At 65.0% G+C, this 14,292-nt stretch carries 14 protein-coding genes; 5 read left to right on the top strand and 9 right to left on the bottom strand.

What is annotated here, in order from left to right:
• Positions 1–18 precede the first annotated feature (18 nt).
• From ACFW0H_RS26350 to ACFW0H_RS26370, 5 genes are all read right to left on the bottom strand, one after another.
• Entirely contained in the window at positions 19–1,350 is a 1,332-nt protein-coding gene (locus ACFW0H_RS26350) for a deoxyguanosinetriphosphate triphosphohydrolase (RefSeq protein WP_422916795.1), read from the bottom strand.
• A gap of 61 nt (positions 1,351–1,411) precedes the next feature.
• Positions 1,412–2,587 (bottom strand): EAL domain-containing protein, encoded by a 1,176-nt coding sequence (locus tag ACFW0H_RS26355; RefSeq protein WP_422916796.1) that lies wholly within the window; start codon positions 2,585–2,587, stop codon positions 1,412–1,414.
• Between the two features lie 122 nt (positions 2,588–2,709).
• Positions 2,710–3,027, bottom strand: coding sequence for a hypothetical protein (locus ACFW0H_RS26360; protein ID WP_422916797.1), 318 nt, complete (start codon positions 3,025–3,027; stop codon positions 2,710–2,712).
• Positions 3,024–3,413 carry a phage holin family protein gene (locus tag ACFW0H_RS26365; protein ID WP_422916798.1) on the bottom strand — a complete coding sequence of 130 codons (390 nt, stop codon included), beginning with the start codon at positions 3,411–3,413 and terminating at the stop codon, positions 3,024–3,026. Before ACFW0H_RS26365 ends, ACFW0H_RS26360 begins: the two co-directional genes overlap by 4 nt.
• A gap of 2 nt (positions 3,414–3,415) precedes the next feature.
• Positions 3,416–3,730 carry an ElaB/YgaM/YqjD family protein gene (locus ACFW0H_RS26370; RefSeq protein WP_422916799.1) on the bottom strand — a complete coding sequence of 105 codons (315 nt, stop codon included), beginning with the start codon at positions 3,728–3,730 and terminating at the stop codon, positions 3,416–3,418.
• A gap of 354 nt (positions 3,731–4,084) precedes the next feature.
• On the opposite strand from ACFW0H_RS26370, the gene ACFW0H_RS26375 reads away from it, so the two are divergent.
• Complete coding sequence (locus tag ACFW0H_RS26375; RefSeq protein WP_422916800.1) at positions 4,085–5,293, top strand: ammonium transporter; 1,209 nt, start codon at positions 4,085–4,087, stop codon at positions 5,291–5,293.
• Between the two features lie 246 nt (positions 5,294–5,539).
• Here the strand turns inward: ACFW0H_RS26375 and ACFW0H_RS26380 are convergent, their stop codons facing one another.
• From ACFW0H_RS26380 to ACFW0H_RS26395, 4 genes are all read right to left on the bottom strand, one after another.
• Positions 5,540–6,808, bottom strand: a complete 1,269-nt coding sequence (locus tag ACFW0H_RS26380; protein ID WP_422916801.1) for an OprD family porin — start codon at positions 6,806–6,808, stop codon at positions 5,540–5,542.
• A 106-nt stretch (positions 6,809–6,914) separates the two neighbouring features.
• Positions 6,915–7,781, bottom strand: a complete 867-nt coding sequence (locus ACFW0H_RS26385; protein ID WP_422916802.1) for an MBL fold metallo-hydrolase — start codon at positions 7,779–7,781, stop codon at positions 6,915–6,917.
• 3 nt (positions 7,782–7,784) lie between these two features.
• Positions 7,785–8,711 (bottom strand): pyridoxamine 5'-phosphate oxidase family protein, encoded by a 927-nt coding sequence (locus ACFW0H_RS26390; protein ID WP_422916803.1) that lies wholly within the window; start codon positions 8,709–8,711, stop codon positions 7,785–7,787.
• A 17-nt stretch (positions 8,712–8,728) separates the two neighbouring features.
• Positions 8,729–9,319 carry a glutathione S-transferase family protein gene (locus tag ACFW0H_RS26395; RefSeq protein ID WP_422916804.1) on the bottom strand — a complete coding sequence of 197 codons (591 nt, stop codon included), beginning with the start codon at positions 9,317–9,319 and terminating at the stop codon, positions 8,729–8,731.
• 157 nt (positions 9,320–9,476) lie between these two features.
• On the opposite strand from ACFW0H_RS26395, the gene ACFW0H_RS26400 reads away from it, so the two are divergent.
• From ACFW0H_RS26400 to ACFW0H_RS26415, 4 genes are all read left to right on the top strand, one after another.
• Complete coding sequence (locus tag ACFW0H_RS26400) at positions 9,477–10,034, top strand: TetR/AcrR family transcriptional regulator (RefSeq protein WP_422916805.1); 558 nt, start codon at positions 9,477–9,479, stop codon at positions 10,032–10,034.
• A 130-nt stretch (positions 10,035–10,164) separates the two neighbouring features.
• A complete protein-coding gene (locus ACFW0H_RS26405) occupies positions 10,165–10,404 on the top strand; it encodes a glutaredoxin family protein (RefSeq protein WP_422916806.1) in 240 nt (79 codons plus the stop codon).
• A 300-nt stretch (positions 10,405–10,704) separates the two neighbouring features.
• Positions 10,705–12,870 carry a type I secretion system permease/ATPase gene (locus tag ACFW0H_RS26410; RefSeq protein WP_422916807.1) on the top strand — a complete coding sequence of 722 codons (2,166 nt, stop codon included), beginning with the start codon at positions 10,705–10,707 and terminating at the stop codon, positions 12,868–12,870.
• The gene (locus ACFW0H_RS26415; RefSeq protein WP_422916808.1) at positions 12,867–14,291 is read left to right on the top strand and encodes an HlyD family type I secretion periplasmic adaptor subunit; all 1,425 of its coding nucleotides are present in this window, start codon (positions 12,867–12,869) and stop codon (positions 14,289–14,291) included. Before ACFW0H_RS26410 ends, ACFW0H_RS26415 begins: the two co-directional genes overlap by 4 nt.
• Position 14,292 lies beyond the last annotated feature (1 nt).

Consider the following 14,292-nt stretch of genomic DNA (forward strand, 5'->3'; position numbering starts at 1 on the left):
ACTCCTGAAGACCTGCGGTCAGATCGGGCTGGATCGGCCGGTCATCTCACGGGCCATTTCGGTAGCGTAGCTGTCGGTCATGCCGGCGATGAAGTCGATCACGCGCACGAATGAGCGGTACAGCGGCCAGTCCGGGTCGGGCGCATTGTTGCCGAGCAGGTCGAGGATGCGCCGGTGCTTGAACGACGGGGAGCGCCCGCCGTGCTGCTCCAAGGCCGCCCCGCAGAAGGCATTGAGCAGGATTTCCAGGGTGGTGTAGGCGCCGATCTCGTGGAGTGTCTTGCGTTTGTCCTGGAAGATCTTCTCGCGGGCGATGGCCTTGGCCTTGAGCACGCAGCGCTTGGCCGCGCCGTGCATGTGCTCCACCAGATCGCCCGGCAGGGTGCCGGCCAGCAGGGCGTCCTGCTGCTCGACGAAGGCGCGGGCGGCGGCGTTGGTCAGGTGTTCGATGGCCTTGCCGCGAAGGATCGCCAGCTTGCGCCGGCGGGAGTCCTGCGGGCCGAGCTGACGGTAGGTTTCCGGCAGGTCGTCGCCCACCAGGCCGAGCAGCAGGGCTTCGACTTCCGCGTAGTCCAGCAGCTCCATTTCCAGGCCGTCTTCCAGGTCGATCAGGCCGTAGCAGATGTCGTCCGCCGCTTCCATCAGATAGACCAGCGGATGGCGCGCCCAGCGTTGCTCGTCGATCCGCGGCAGCTCCAGCTTGGCGGCGATCTGCTCCAGCAGCTGCAGCTCGCTCTGGTAGCAACCGAACTTGTGCTTCTTGTAGCCCAGGGCCTCGGCATGGCGCGAGGTCCAGGGGTACTTCAGGTAGGTGCCGAGGGTGGCGTAGGTCAGGCGCATGCCGCCGTCGAACTGGTGATACTCCAGTTGCGTCAGCACCCGCAGGCCTTGGGCATTGCCTTCGAAATTGAGGAAATCATCGCGTTCAGCGTCGCTCATCGCGTCCAGCCAGCCCCGCGCGGCCGCCTGCTGGAACCAGTAGCGGATGGCGTCTTCCCCCGAGTGGCCGAAGGGCGGGTTGCCGATGTCGTGAGCGAGGCAAGCCGACTGCACGATCACCCCCAGGTCCGAGGGTTCGCACCAATCCGGCAGCGCTTCGCGCAGGGTCTCGCCGACGCGCATGCCCAGCGAGCGACCCACGCAGCTCACCTCCAGGGAGTGGGTGAGGCGCGTATGGATGTGGTCGTTGCTGGACACCGGATGCACCTGGGTCTTGCGCCCGAGGCGGCGGAAGGCGCCGGAAAAGATGATGCGGTCGTGGTCTTTGTGAAAAGGGCTGCGTCCAAGCTCGTCGGTGCTGTGCACCGGTTTGCCAAGCCGTTCGCGGGTGAGCAGGGTCTGCCAGTCCAAGGCCTGTCTTCTCCGTTCAGTGACCGAAGGCCCTACTCTAACCCAAGCCTTCGCCGGCGGCTCAGTCCTTCGCCAGGCAGGCGGCGTCCACATCCACCAGCAGCAGACGGCGGCCGTCGTCGATGAATTGCCCGGCGGTGAGGCAGTACTGGTTGGTGGTGGCGTCGCGGTAGGTGTTGGAAAGGGTCAGTCGGCGCTCCGCCCAGCCCTCGGCCAGCAGTTGGTGGAAGTAGGGGCGCCAGGACCAGTTGTGCCCCAGGAAATCCGGGTCGTCGACCCAGCGTCCTGCGCGCCACTGCAGGTTCGGGGTGATCTGGGCACCATTGCGGTCGCACTGGTAGATGCGCAGCAGCCAAGGGTGTACATCCTCGGCGGCCAGCTTGGGCAGGGGGCCGCCAGCCTCGGCCCAGGGGCGTAGCTGCCCCATCAGCTCATTGAGACGGCGCTGCAGCGTCATCAGGCGTGCGCGTTCGGCCAGCTTGCCCTGCACATAGCAGTCGCGCAGACGGGCGAAGCGTTGGGCGAAAGCGTCGGCGGCGAAGAATTCCAGGCGCGGCGCGGCGAACAGGTAGCCTTGCACGTAGCGGGCGCCGCACTCGAGGGCGAAGTCCAGTTCCGCCTCGGTTTCCACCCCTTCGGCGATGATCCAGCAGCCGGTCTTCTCCGCCATCTGCGCCAGGGCCTTGACCACCTCGCCGCTCGGGCCGCCACGGGCCGCGGCCTGGAACAGGCGCATGTCAAGCTTGAGGATGTCCGGCTGCAGGGCGAGCACCCGGTCGAGCTGGGAATAGCCGGCACCGAAGTCGTCGATGGCGATTCGCGCGCCGGCCTCGCGATAGCGCGCCACCACGTCCGTCAGGCGTTGACTGGCGCCGCCCAGTTCGGTGATCTCGAAGACGATACGCTGCGCCGGTACGCCGAAACGCTGCAACTGCTTGAGGCTGGGCAGGGTCTGCCCCGGACGCAGGCGGCTGATCCAGCGGGGGGAGATGTTCAGGCTGAGGAACCAATCGGCCGGAGCTTCATGATCGAAGCGCTGCAGGGCGTCCTCGCGCAGCTGCCGATCGAGCCGGCGCAGGGCCCAGGGTGACAGCCGGGAATCGGCGAACAGCGGGCCGACCGATTGCAGGCTGCCATCGGCCTGACGCAGGCGGCCCAAGGCTTCGACGCCGGCGATCAGCCCCGTGGCGGTATCGATGAAGGGCTGGAAGCAGGCGAGCGGTTGCCCATCGATCACGTTGACTCCTTGGTGGATGGCCATTGGGTTGCGCGACGCGCAGGGACGATGCCCATGTCTGGTGCGACGGGCCGCTCACCCGTAGCAAGAATGTGGCCAGTTGCCTTATCCGCGCACCGTGGCTAGCCCGGCCCGGAGCCCGGTGGCCTGTTCAGCAGCGCCTGCAGCAAGGGGAGGAGCGCGCTACCCAGGCGCAGGCCGCGCTTCAGGCTGCCCTTGCGGGCGGCGAAGAACCCCAGCGCCGCTATCGCCGCCATGCCCCAGAGCGGTGCGTGGGGGATGTCCAGCTGGCGCGAGAACTCCCGTGCCTGGCGCAGGGGTTGGGTCAGCAGGAGCGACTCGTGGCGCAGCTCCTGGCGTTGCATCTCCAGCCGCAGGCGCACCAGCGCCTTGCGCATGTCGCGGCGGCTGGCCTTGCGGGGCAGTTCCGGCAGGCTCATGGCAATAGGCGCTCCCGGTCACGCGCCAGTTCTTCCAGGGTGGCGCTGAAGGGGGATTCATCATCATCCACCGCCGCCCGCAGGCGAATGCCGCAGTAGAAGCTGGCAAGCAGGTAGAAGAGGCAGAGGCCGCCGAGGGCCTCGAACCGCCAATTGTCCCAGAGCAGCATCAGCACCAGGCCGGACAGCCCGATCAGCAGGAGCATGGTGAAGATCAGAGTCAGGCCGCCGAAGATCAGCAGGTAGAGGCTGCTGGCCTTCTGTTCCTGCAGCTCGATGCCGAAGAGCTCCACATGGCTATGGAGCAATCCCAGCAGCGAGGCGCCGAGGCGCTTGGGCGAGGGGTTGCGTCCCGAGGCTTGGGAGGAAGGGGCTTCGTCACTCATGGTCAGCGCCGGGCGGCCAGCAGGCCGAGCAGGAAACCGATTCCGGCGGCCAGACCAACGCTTTGCCAGGGGTGTTCCTGGACGTAATCCTCGGTGGCCTGGACCGCGGCCTGGCCGCGATCACGCAGGTTCTGCTCGGTGTCGCGCAAGGTGTCGCGAGCGCGCTTGAGGCTTTCGTGGATCTGCAGGCGCAACTCGTCAGCCTGGTCACCCGCCAGGTTAGCGGTGTCCTGCAGCAGTTTTTCGGTATCGCTGACCAGGGTCTGGAAGTCGGCCAGCAGGTCGTCCTGTGCGTGGGTGGCGGTCTTACGGGGCATGACGATTCTCCTTGTAGGACTCAATGCCTAAGAGTAGGTGCCTTCTCCCAAGGTTCACGCAGATTTTCCTTGGCACCGCTGGTATAGCGCTTGCATCGGGGTGGTGCGCGGTTGCGGCGAGTTGCGCTGGATCGGGGCGTCCCGGATGGGCTTCCCGGTTCCGCAAAATCCGCTCAACCCTATGAAAAACAAAGAGAAAGGCTTTTCGAGACAGGTCTTGCGCCTGCCGGCATGCACCAAAGCGGGGTTTCGATCCAGCCCTTTGTGGTGCGGCCAGGCTTCAGGATGGTGCGTGCCAGGCCCGCCTTGAACTGCTTTGGTGCTTTTTCTTCGCTGCCGGAGCTCCCTTCGCCAATGGAAAACCTCAATAGTGCCGTGGAAAACCTGATCCACGGCTCCAACACCCTGTTCATTCTGATGGGCGCCGTGATGGTGCTGGCCATGCACGCGGGTTTCGCCTTCCTCGAAGTCGGCACGGTGCGGCAGAAGAATCAGGTCAATGCCCTGTCGAAGATCCTCTCCGACTTCGCGGTCTCGACCCTGGCCTACTTCTTCGTCGGCTACTGGATCGCCTACGGGGTAACCTTCCTCGAACCGGCCAGCGCCCTGGCCGCCGACCATGGTTATGCGCTGGTGAAGTTCTTCTTCCTGCTGACCTTCGCCGCGGCCATTCCGGCCATCATCTCCGGCGGCATCGCCGAGCGCGCCAAGTTCTACCCCCAACTCTGCGCCACGCTGCTGATCGTCGCTTTCGTCTATCCCTTCTTCGAGGGGATCGTCTGGAACGGCAACTTCGGCCTGCAGGACTGGCTGAAGAACAGCTTCGGCGCCAGCTTCCATGACTTCGCCGGCTCGGTGGTGGTGCATGCGGTGGGCGGTTGGCTGGCCTTCGGCGCCGTGGTTCTGCTGGGCCATCGCGACGGTCGCTATCGCGATGGCCGCCTGGTGGCCTTTGCGCCGTCGAACATTCCCTTCCTGGCGCTGGGCTCGTGGATCCTGATCGTCGGCTGGTTCGGCTTCAACGTGATGAGCGCCCAGACCTTGCAAGGCATCAGCGGCCTGGTGGCGGTGAACTCGCTGATGGCCATGGTCGGTGGCACCGTCGCCGCGCTGCTGGTGGGGCGCAACGACCCCGGCTTCCTGCACAACGGCCCGCTCGCCGGCCTGGTGGCGGTGTGCGCGGGTTCCGACCTGATGCATCCGGTAGGAGCCCTGGCCACCGGCGCGATGGCCGGCGGCCTCTTCGTCTGGGCCTTCACCGCTACCCAGGTGAAGTGGAGGATCGATGACGTCCTCGGCGTCTGGCCGCTGCACGGCCTGTGCGGCGTGTGGGGCGGCATCGCCTGCGGCATCTTCGGCCAGCAGGACCTGGGCGGCCTGGGTGGCGTCAGCTTCGTCAGCCAACTGATCGGCAGCGGCCTGGGCATTCTGGTGGCGCTGGTGGGCGGCTTCGCGGTCTACGGTCTGCTGAAGTCGACCCTGGGCATCCGCCTGAGCCAGGAGGAGGAGTACTACGGCGCTGACCTCTCGGTGCACAAGATTGGTGCCACTTCGCAGGATTGAGTCACCGCAATTCGCGAATGAATTCGCTCACAACTGTGCTGGTCGTTTTTCTGGCGCTTCGGCTGCGGGGGGCGGCAGAGCCAGTAGGGGCGAATTCATTCGCCAAGGGCGGCGAAGCCGCCCCATGAGGCCTTGCAGGCCGAACCTGCGGTCCGGTTGGCGAATGAATTCGCCCCCACAAGAAAGGACATTCGTGCCAGAACGAGAAAGCCCGCCGGATGGCGGGCTTTTCATTGGTGGGCGAACTTACCAGAGCGGCACGACGTAGCTGAGGATCAGGCGGTTCTCATCGAGGTCGCTGCCGAAGTTGGTGGAGCGCACCGTGGCGTTGCGCCACTTGATGCCGAAGTTCTTCAGCGCGCCTTCCTGGAACACGTAGGCGATGTCCATGTTGCGTTCCCACTCCTTGCCTTCTTCGCGGTTGGCGCCCAGATCGATGTTGTCGCCGGTCAGGTAGCGGGTCATGAAGGTCAGGCCGGGGATGCCGATATCGGCGAAGTTGTAGTCGTAGCGGGCCTGCCAGGACTTCTCGTCCTTGTTGGCGAAGTCGCCTATCTGCACGAAGTTGACCAGGAAGGGGTCGGTGCCGTTGATGTAGGCGAAGCCGGTGTCGCCACTCATGCTCTGGTAGCCAAGGCCGAGGGCGTGGCCGCCGAGGGTGTAGGTGAACATGGCGCCGAAGGCCTTGTTGTCGACGTTGCTGGTGCCCTCATCGGTGGAGCGGGCGAAGCGCAGGTCGCTCTTGAGGGAGTGCTTGTCGCCCAGTGGCAGCAGGTGCACGACGGTGACGTAGTGCTGCTTGTAGAACTCGTCCAGTTCACCGTAGTGGTAGCCGGTGGTGAGGCTGTCGTTCCACTTGTAGCTGGCGCCGGCGAAGTTGAATTCGTCGCTGGTGGTGCCCGGGCGGAAGGTGATGGCGCGGGCGGCGCCGCTGGTGATGGTCATGTCCTCGTAGTCGGAGGAGTCGCGCTGATTGACCTCCTTGAGCTGGCCGCCATCGAAGGTCAGGCCGTCGAGCTCAAGCGAGGTCAACTGGCCGCCCTTGAAGGTCTGCGGCAGCAGGCGCGAGTCGTTGTACTGGACGACCGGGAGCTTGGGCAGCAGGGTGCCGACCTTGAGCACGCTTTTCGAGGCACGCAGCTTGGCGGTGAGGCCGAGCTCGCCGTATTCGTCCTGGGCGCGGCCGGTCTCGCGGTCGCGTTTCAGCAGGCCGGTGTTGCTGCGGTCGGGGCTGGAGTCGAGCTTGACGCCGAGCAGGCCGAGGGCATCGACGCCCACGCCGACGGAGCCTTCGGTGAAGCCGGACTCGTAGCGCAGGAGGAAGCCCTGGGCCCATTCCTCGGCCTTGGCCTGCGGTGCGCCCTGCTGGCGGAAGTCGCGGTTGAAGTAGAAGTTGCGCAGTTCCAGGCTGGCCTTGCTGTCCTTGATGAACTCGGCCTGGGCGATGCCCGGCAGGGTGACACTGGCACCGAGCGTGGCGAGGGCCACGGCTCGGGAAAGCGAGGTGTTGCTCATTGTTATTGTCTCCTCGTTGGATTGCAGGTCGGTCGTGTCGTCCTGTTACAACGATTTGACTAAAGCATTACGTTACAAATTTTTCCTCTAGACGATAGTCGGCAACTCACTGAACCCACTGCGGGTAATAGCCGAGCTTGTCCTGCACCTTGGCATCGTGGGCGGGTACCACGGTGAGCCCGGGCTCGCGCTGGAGCAGGTCGTGGACCTTCTGCAACTGGGTGCGCGTGGCTTCGCGGTCGTTGTCGACCATCCGGCGGCTGACCCAGAATTTCTCCTTCGGCCCGGTGAAACCTTCCAGGCGCCAGCTGGCATCGCCGGTGAAGAAGAAGCGCCGGCCGTCGTCCAGGGTCAGGAACAGGCCCACGGACCCGGGCGTGTGGCCGCGCAGCGGAACCAGCACCAGGCTGCGGTCGCCGAACAGGTCAAGGCTTTCCTCGAAACCCATGAAGGGTACGGGCAGGAAGAGATAGGGCCGCCACTTCACGCCGTGGGCGAACTGGCTGGGCAGCACCGCCGGCGGCGTGGCGATTTCGCTGAACTCGATCTCCTCGTAGGGCGCCCAGACCGTCACTTCGGGAAAGTCCGCCAGGGCCGAGACATGGTCCCAGTGGGCGTGGCTGAGATAGATGCGGTCGACGCGGATACCGTCGCGATCCAACTGGTCACGGGCCGGGCTCACCGCGCCGTATTTCATCAGCGGCTTGTCCCACCAGGGCATCTCGGTGTCGAACTGGGCGTCCACCTGGCGGCCCAGGCCCGTGTCGAAGAGCAGGGTGGCGGCGTGGTGCTGGATCAGCACCGCCACATGGTTGACCGTCACCTTGTCGGTCCATTTGCCATCGGCCAGGGTGAAGGCGTCCAGGGTCTCGATCTGGGCGGTCTTCACCAGGGCGAAGCGCAGGCCCTCGGCCTGGGCCGCGAGACTGCAGGTACCCAGCAGGATCAGCAGGAAGAACGAACGCAGGCGCATGGATCAGTGTCCTTGAGGCAGAAAAGGGGAGGGTTGTGCAGCGCCGAAACCGAGCGGCAAGCGGCGGCGGCGCAGGCGCCAGCGGCCGGGCGTCAGCGCCACCAGGCGTTCGGCCCCGGGCAGGTCAGGGTGGGGCTGTTGCCCGGCCTTGCCTGGCCAGAGGATTTCCGCGCGGGCTTCCAGCTGCAGCAGGTCGCCAGAGTCGAAGTCCACCCAGAGCAAGCCGCAGCGGGGCTCCAGCAGCAGGTTGCCGAGGGTGTTGAACAGCTGGTTGCCGTTGTAGTCCGGCAGCCAGAGGCGACCGTCCGCGCCCAGCTGCACGAAGCCCGGCGCGCCGCCGCGATGGGAGATGTCCACGCCGCCGGTGTGTGGGTCGAGGTGCTGGCTGGCGATGAACAGGGTGTCGCTGCGCTGCACCAGTGCCAGCCAGCGCGGGTCGAGGCCGCTCCCCTGTTCCAGGGCACCGGCCGGGCGGCTGTCCCAGCGCCAGTCGCGGGCTTGGATGTAGCGCGGGCAGTTGCCGAAGGACTGCTGCACGGCGACGGTGAAACCGTCGGTATCGTCTTCCATCAGCGGTCCGTTCATGCGGTTGCGCCGCCGCGTCGGCAGCTCCAGGCCCAACAGGCCCAGGCGCGCCGCATCATGCAGGTTGGCGCGCAGCGGGTCGTCCATCTCGGGCCTGGCGTTGATGCGCAGCAGGCTGGGCTCCGGCGAATGGACGAATCCCGGCTTGCCCCAGAGCACCGAAGCCACGGGCTGGCCGTCGCTGTCCAGGCTGCCCACGAGCAACCAGGGCAGTTGGCTGAAGAACTGGCGATGCTGTTCCGGCATGTGGTTGCGGATCATCCGGCTACCCATCGCCTCCACCTGCTCGCGGACGCCGAGGCGGGTCTGGATCGCTTGTTCGCCGGGATGGAATGGGCTGCTCATCGTCGCCTCCGGGCCTGTCACAGGCGGGGCAGCTCGACATAGCCGGGCAGGGCGCGGATGCGCGCGAACCAGGCATCGAGATGGGGGTAGGTCGCCAGCGGCAGGCCGCCTTCTTCAGCCATGGCGAGATAGGGATAGACCGCCACGTCGGCGATGCTCGGTTGCTCGCCCACCAGCCAGGCGCGCTCCGCGAGGTGCGCGTTCACCAGTTCCAGTACCTGGCGACCTTTGGCCTGGGCGCCCTCGAGGTCACCGGGGCGGCGGAACAGCTGGATCACCCGTGCCGTGGCGGGGCCCTGGTGCACTTCATTGGCGGCATAGCTCAGCCAACTGGCGATATAGGCCTGCTGCAGGGCGTCTTCGGGGAGCCAGTCGGGTGCATGGCGCCGTGCCAGATAAACCAGTATGGCCTGGGAATCCGCCACCGCCTGGCCCTGGTCCACCAGCACGGGCACTTGTCCGCGCGGATTGATGGCGAGGAATTCCGGGCGCTTCTGCGCGCCGCCGGGCAGGTCGACATGCAGCACCTCAGCCCGCTGGCCGATCAGGCCGAGGAACAGGCGCACCTTGTAGCAGTTGCCGGAAAGGGGGAAGTCGTGGAGTTGCATGGCGGCGTCCTTCGCTGTGGGTTATGGTGTCGAATACTAGACAGACAGGTCTGTATATTTCAAGCCGATTTTCACCCGAACACTGCCAGGGCTTGTGCGGCGCGGGTTTGAGCCGGCGCGGGCGGTTGCGCATAATGCGCCGGTCCAGGAGGTTCACATGGCTTCAAACAAACGCGATCAACTGATCGACACCGCCATCGCGCTGTTCTACCGCGATGGCTTTCACGCCACCGGCATCGACCGCATCCTCGCGGAGTCCGGGGTGGCGAAGATGACCCTCTACAAGCACTTCAAATCCAAGGACGAGCTGATCGAGGCCGCCCTGCAGAAGCGCCTGGAACCGAGTCGGCAACGCATGGCCTGGGCCTTGGACAACCTCTCGCCGAAGGGGGCGATACTGGGCGTCTTCGACGGTCTGCACGCGCTGATCCACGACGGCGAGTTCTTCGGCTGTGCCTTCGTCAACGCGGCGGCCGAATTCCATGACCGCGAACATCCGATCCACCGCGTCGCCGCCAGCCACAAGGCCAACGCCGAGCAGCATTTCCGCATCGCCCTGGAGCGTCTGGAGGTCGCCGAACCCGCTCGCCTGGCGCGCCAGCTGCAGTACCTGATGGAAGGCGCCATCACCATGGCCCATATGCAGGGGCCGGGAGACCAGGCGCTGGAAGCCAAGGACGCGGCCGCCGTACTGCTACGCGCCGCCGGGGCCTGAGGGGCGGTGCTCCCCACCAAGTGCTTGCTGGATTGCCTGCAGCCCTTGCAGGACAAGGCCTCGCGCCAGTCCACCGGAGCCTGGCCGCGTGCTAGACTTCGCCCCTTGCTGATCTTCGAGGCGCGTCTACATGCTTCCTGAATGCCAACTCTTCGGCACTCTCGGCTGCCACCTGTGCGAGGTGGCGGAAGGCGTGCTCATGCCCTTTGTCGAGCGCGGTCTGTTGGTGGAACTGGTGGACATCGCCGATCGGGAAGAGTGGGTCCAGGCGTACGGCCTGCGCATTCCGGTCCTGCGTCGTTGCGACAACGGCCGCGAACTGGGCTGGCCCTTCGATGCGACTGCGGTGGCGGCGTTCCTCTCCAACTAGTCCCGTCGCCCGAACCGTCCACGCCTTGGCAATTCTGCTGCACAGCGGCACCGTCCCTGCCGCTTCTGCGCGTTATTTCGCCCTGTAATACATCTGGCTATGCGTGGATGCGCGCGTCCGTCCTCACTCCAATGTGAAGTTTCATACGAGCAAAGTGCCTTGTGAGCCTTCAAGTGCGGCCAATAGATTTTCTGCGGCCGTCGAGAATACAAATCTGAGTCGATGATCTTCGATGGCAGACAACCGTCAGTGCCCATTCAATGCACTGGCGGTCGGAAAAACGTGCCATGGAAGCGGGATATGCAAAGCAGGGATGCCGGGCCTTCGGAATTTCGGGCTGAGGAGGGAGCCCCACCGCTGGACGCGGGCCTGGCGTGCCTGGTCATGCTGGCGCGTTTTCATCATGTTGCAGCATCCCCCGAGCAGTTGGTCCATGAATTCGCCAAGGCGGGTGGCGCGTTAAGTGCCACCGACCTGCTGATGGCGGCACGCGGGCTGGGGCTGAAGGCCAAGTGGGTGCGTACTCGTTGCGAGCGCTTGCGGCACACGCCATTACCGGCCATTGCCCTCTCCAGGACAGGGGATTTCTTCATCCTGGCGCGCCTGGACGATGGCAAGGCGTTGATCCACGACCCGCGTACGGGGCGGCCGGAAGTGCTGAGCGAGCAGGCTTTTGACGAGCGCTGGTCCGGCGAGTTGCTGCTCGTCCGTTCCGAAGCCACCCAGGCGGGCGAACTCTCCAGGTTCGACTTCACCTGGTTCGTTCCGGCCATCGTCAAGTACCGGAAATTGCTGGGCGAAGTGCTGCTGGTCTCTTTCGTGCTGCAGGTATTTGCCCTTCTGACCCCGTTGTTCTTCCAGGTCGTTATGGACAAAGTGCTGGTTCACCGTGGCCTAACCACCCTGGACGTGATCGCCGTTGGCCTGCTGGGCATCATGCTCTTCGAAACCCTGCTCAGCGGGTTGCGCAGTTACGTCTTTGCCCATACCGCCAGCCGAATAGACGTCGAACTGGGCTCCCGGTTGTTCCGCCATCTGGTGGCCCTTCCTCTCGCCTATTTCCAAGCGCGGCGAGTAGGGGACTCGGTGGCTCGAGTCAGGGAACTGGAAAACATACGCAGCTTCCTGACCGGCAATGCCATCACCTTGCTGCTGGATGTGCTGTTCTCCGTGGTGTTCATCGCCGTGATGTGTTTCTACAGCGGCTGGCTGACGCTAGTGGTGGTGCTCTCGCTACCCCTCTACTTCCTGCTCTCCCTCTTCATCACACCGCCGCTGCGGGCACGCCTGCAGGAAAGCTTCAACCGGGGCGCCGAAAACCAGGCGTTCCTGGTCGAGACCATTAACGGCATCGACACGCTCAAGTCGATGGCCGTGGAGCCGCAGATCAATCGCCGTTGGGATAACCAACTGGCGGGCTATGTCGCTGCCAGCTTCAGGACCCGGACCCTGTCGACGCTGGCCAATGAAGGGGTATCGCTGATCGGCAAGCTGGTGACTGTGGCGACCCTTTGGCTCGGCGCGCGCCTGGTTATCGACGGTGAGCTCAGCGTTGGCCAACTGATCGCCTTCAACATGCTGGCCGGGCGAGTCGCGCAGCCCATCATGCGTCTGGCGCAGCTATGGACCGATTTCCAGCAGACCGGCGTCTCGCTCCAGCGCCTCGGCGATATCCTCGATTCCCGCACCGAATTGTCCCAGTCGTCGCGCTCGACCTTGCCTGCCTTGCGCGGCCACATCGAATTCGACCAGGTGCATTTCCGCTATCGTCCGGACGGCTCCGAGGTGTTGCGTGGTGTCAGCTTGGCCATAGGTGCGGGCGAGGTGATCGGCGTGGTCGGCCGCTCCGGCTCGGGCAAGAGCACCCTGACACGCTTGCTGCAGCGTCTCTACACACCCGAGCGAGGGCGGGTGCTGGTGGATGGCATGGACCTCGCCCTGGCGGATGTTTCTTCGTTACGGCGGCAGATCGGCGTGGTGCTGCAGGAGAACATCCTGTTCAACCGCAGCATCCGGGAAAACATCGCCCTGGCCGATCCCGGTGCGCCCATCGAAGCCGTGATGCGAGCGGCTCGGCTGGCCGGCGCCCATGAGTTCATCCTCGAATTGCCGGAAGGCTATGACACGCAAGTGGGCGAGCACGGCGCGACGCTGTCCGGTGGCCAACGGCAGCGGATCGCCATTGCCCGCGCACTGATGGGCAATCCGCGCATCCTGATCTTCGACGAGGCGACCAGCGCGCTGGACTACGAGTCCGAGCGCATCATCCAGCAGAACATGCAGGCCATCTGCAAAGGCCGCACGGTGATCGTCATCGCCCACCGCCTTTCCACGGTGCGCAATGCCGATCGCATCCTGGTACTGGATCGCGGCCAACTCGTCGAGCAGGGTACCCATGCCGAATTGCTTGCCCACCAGGCTGGTCATTACGCGCGCCTGCACCGCCTGCAAGGAGGCGCCGCATGAGCCAGGACTCGGCGACCCGTGTGCTCCTGCGCCGTTACCGCCGTGCCTGGCACCATGCCTGGCGAAACCGCAAGACCATGGAGGCGCCGCCCCGGCTGGCCCACGAGGTCCAGTTCCTGCCCGCGGCCTTGGCGCTGCAGGAACAGCCGGTCCACCCGGCGCCTCGCTACATCCAGTGGGCGATCATGGCGTTCGCCGTCCTGGCGTTGCTTTGGGCCTGCGTCGGCGAGATAGACGTGGTCGCAACCGCCACCGGCAGGATAGTTCCCAGCGGCAAGAGCAAGGTCATCCAGCCGAGCGACGTGGCTGTAGTCAAGGCCATCCACGTCCAGGATGGCCAGAGGGTCGAGGCTGGAGACCTGCTGGTGGAGCTGGATGCCCGGATCACCGCTGCTGATGTCGAGCGCTTGAAGAGTGACCTTCTCGCCGCCCAGGTGAATAGCGCCAGGGCCAGCGCCCTGCTGGATGCCATCCAGAGCGAACGCCAGCCCGCGTCTCTGGTTGGGCTCATTCCTCATGCCACCTCTGAACAGCAGCAGGGCGCACAACGCTGGTTGCAGGGGCAATACCTGGAGTTGCGCAGCACCCTCGACCAGAAGGACGCCGAAATCGACCAGCGCACTGCCGAAATCCGCGCGGCCAAGGCCAGCATCGCTTCGTTACGAGAGAGCCTGCCCATCGCCCGCCAGCTCTCGGCCGATTACAAGCGGCTGCTGGACAAGGCCATTGTCGGCAAGCATGCCTGGCTTCAGCAGGAACAGGCGCGGCTGGAGCAGGAGCGTGAACTCCAGGTACAACAGGTGCGCCTGCAGGAGTTGGCCGCTGCCAGGAAGGAGGCAATGGGCAGCCGGCAGAGCGTTGTCGCCCAGGCACGTCGTGCCATGCTCGACCTGCTGCATGAGTCCACCCGGGAAACCACGGCCCTGACCCAGGAATTGCAGAAGGCCGAGCAACGCAACCGCCTGATGCGCCTGACCGCTCCGGTCGACGGCACCGTCCAGCAACTGGCGATCCATACCGATGGCGGCGTGGTCACCGAGGCCCAGCCGCTAATGGTGATCGTGCCAATTGACCAACCCGTGGAAGTGGAAGCCATGCTGGAAAACAAGGACATCGGCTTTGTCAGGCCGGGGCAGGACGTGGAGATCAAGATAGAAACCTTCACTTACACCAAGTACGGCGTGGTGCACGGCACCGTGCAGAGCATATCCAGCGACGCCATCGAGGACGAAAGGCTCGGCCTCGTTTACAGCACGCGGATTCAACTCAAGGAAAACCGCATACAAGTCGGTGAAAACATCGTTGCGCTATCCCCCGGCATGTCGGTCAGGGCGGAAGTCAAGACCGACAAGCGCCGGGTGATCGAATACTTCCTGAGCCCGCTGCAGCAATACGCCAGCGAAAGTCTGGTGGAGCGTTGAT

The organism is Metapseudomonas cellulosilytica (assembly GCF_049334135.1).
GTDB lineage: Bacteria > Pseudomonadota > Gammaproteobacteria > Pseudomonadales > Pseudomonadaceae > Metapseudomonas.

Coding starts and splice junctions, on each gene's coding strand:
- ACFW0H_RS26415 (WP_422916808.1), top strand. CDS start 12,867: ATGAGCCAGGACTCGGCGACCCGTGTGCTCCTGCGCCGTTACCGCCGT.
- ACFW0H_RS26370 (WP_422916799.1), bottom strand. CDS start 3,730: ATGCCCCGTAAGACCGCCACCCACGCACAGGACGACCTGCTGGCCGAC.
- ACFW0H_RS26395 (WP_422916804.1), bottom strand. CDS start 9,319: ATGCAACTCCACGACTTCCCCCTTTCCGGCAACTGCTACAAGGTGCGC.
- ACFW0H_RS26375 (WP_422916800.1), top strand. CDS start 4,085: ATGGAAAACCTCAATAGTGCCGTGGAAAACCTGATCCACGGCTCCAAC.
- ACFW0H_RS26360 (WP_422916797.1), bottom strand. CDS start 3,027: ATGAGCCTGCCGGAACTGCCCCGCAAGGCCAGCCGCCGCGACATGCGC.
- ACFW0H_RS26385 (WP_422916802.1), bottom strand. CDS start 7,781: ATGCGCCTGCGTTCGTTCTTCCTGCTGATCCTGCTGGGTACCTGCAGT.
- ACFW0H_RS26410 (WP_422916807.1), top strand. CDS start 10,705: ATGCAAAGCAGGGATGCCGGGCCTTCGGAATTTCGGGCTGAGGAGGGA.
- ACFW0H_RS26390 (WP_422916803.1), bottom strand. CDS start 8,711: ATGAGCAGCCCATTCCATCCCGGCGAACAAGCGATCCAGACCCGCCTC.
- ACFW0H_RS26365 (WP_422916798.1), bottom strand. CDS start 3,413: ATGAGTGACGAAGCCCCTTCCTCCCAAGCCTCGGGACGCAACCCCTCG.
- ACFW0H_RS26400 (WP_422916805.1), top strand. CDS start 9,477: ATGGCTTCAAACAAACGCGATCAACTGATCGACACCGCCATCGCGCTG.
- ACFW0H_RS26380 (WP_422916801.1), bottom strand. CDS start 6,808: ATGAGCAACACCTCGCTTTCCCGAGCCGTGGCCCTCGCCACGCTCGGT.
- ACFW0H_RS26405 (WP_422916806.1), top strand. CDS start 10,165: ATGCTTCCTGAATGCCAACTCTTCGGCACTCTCGGCTGCCACCTGTGC.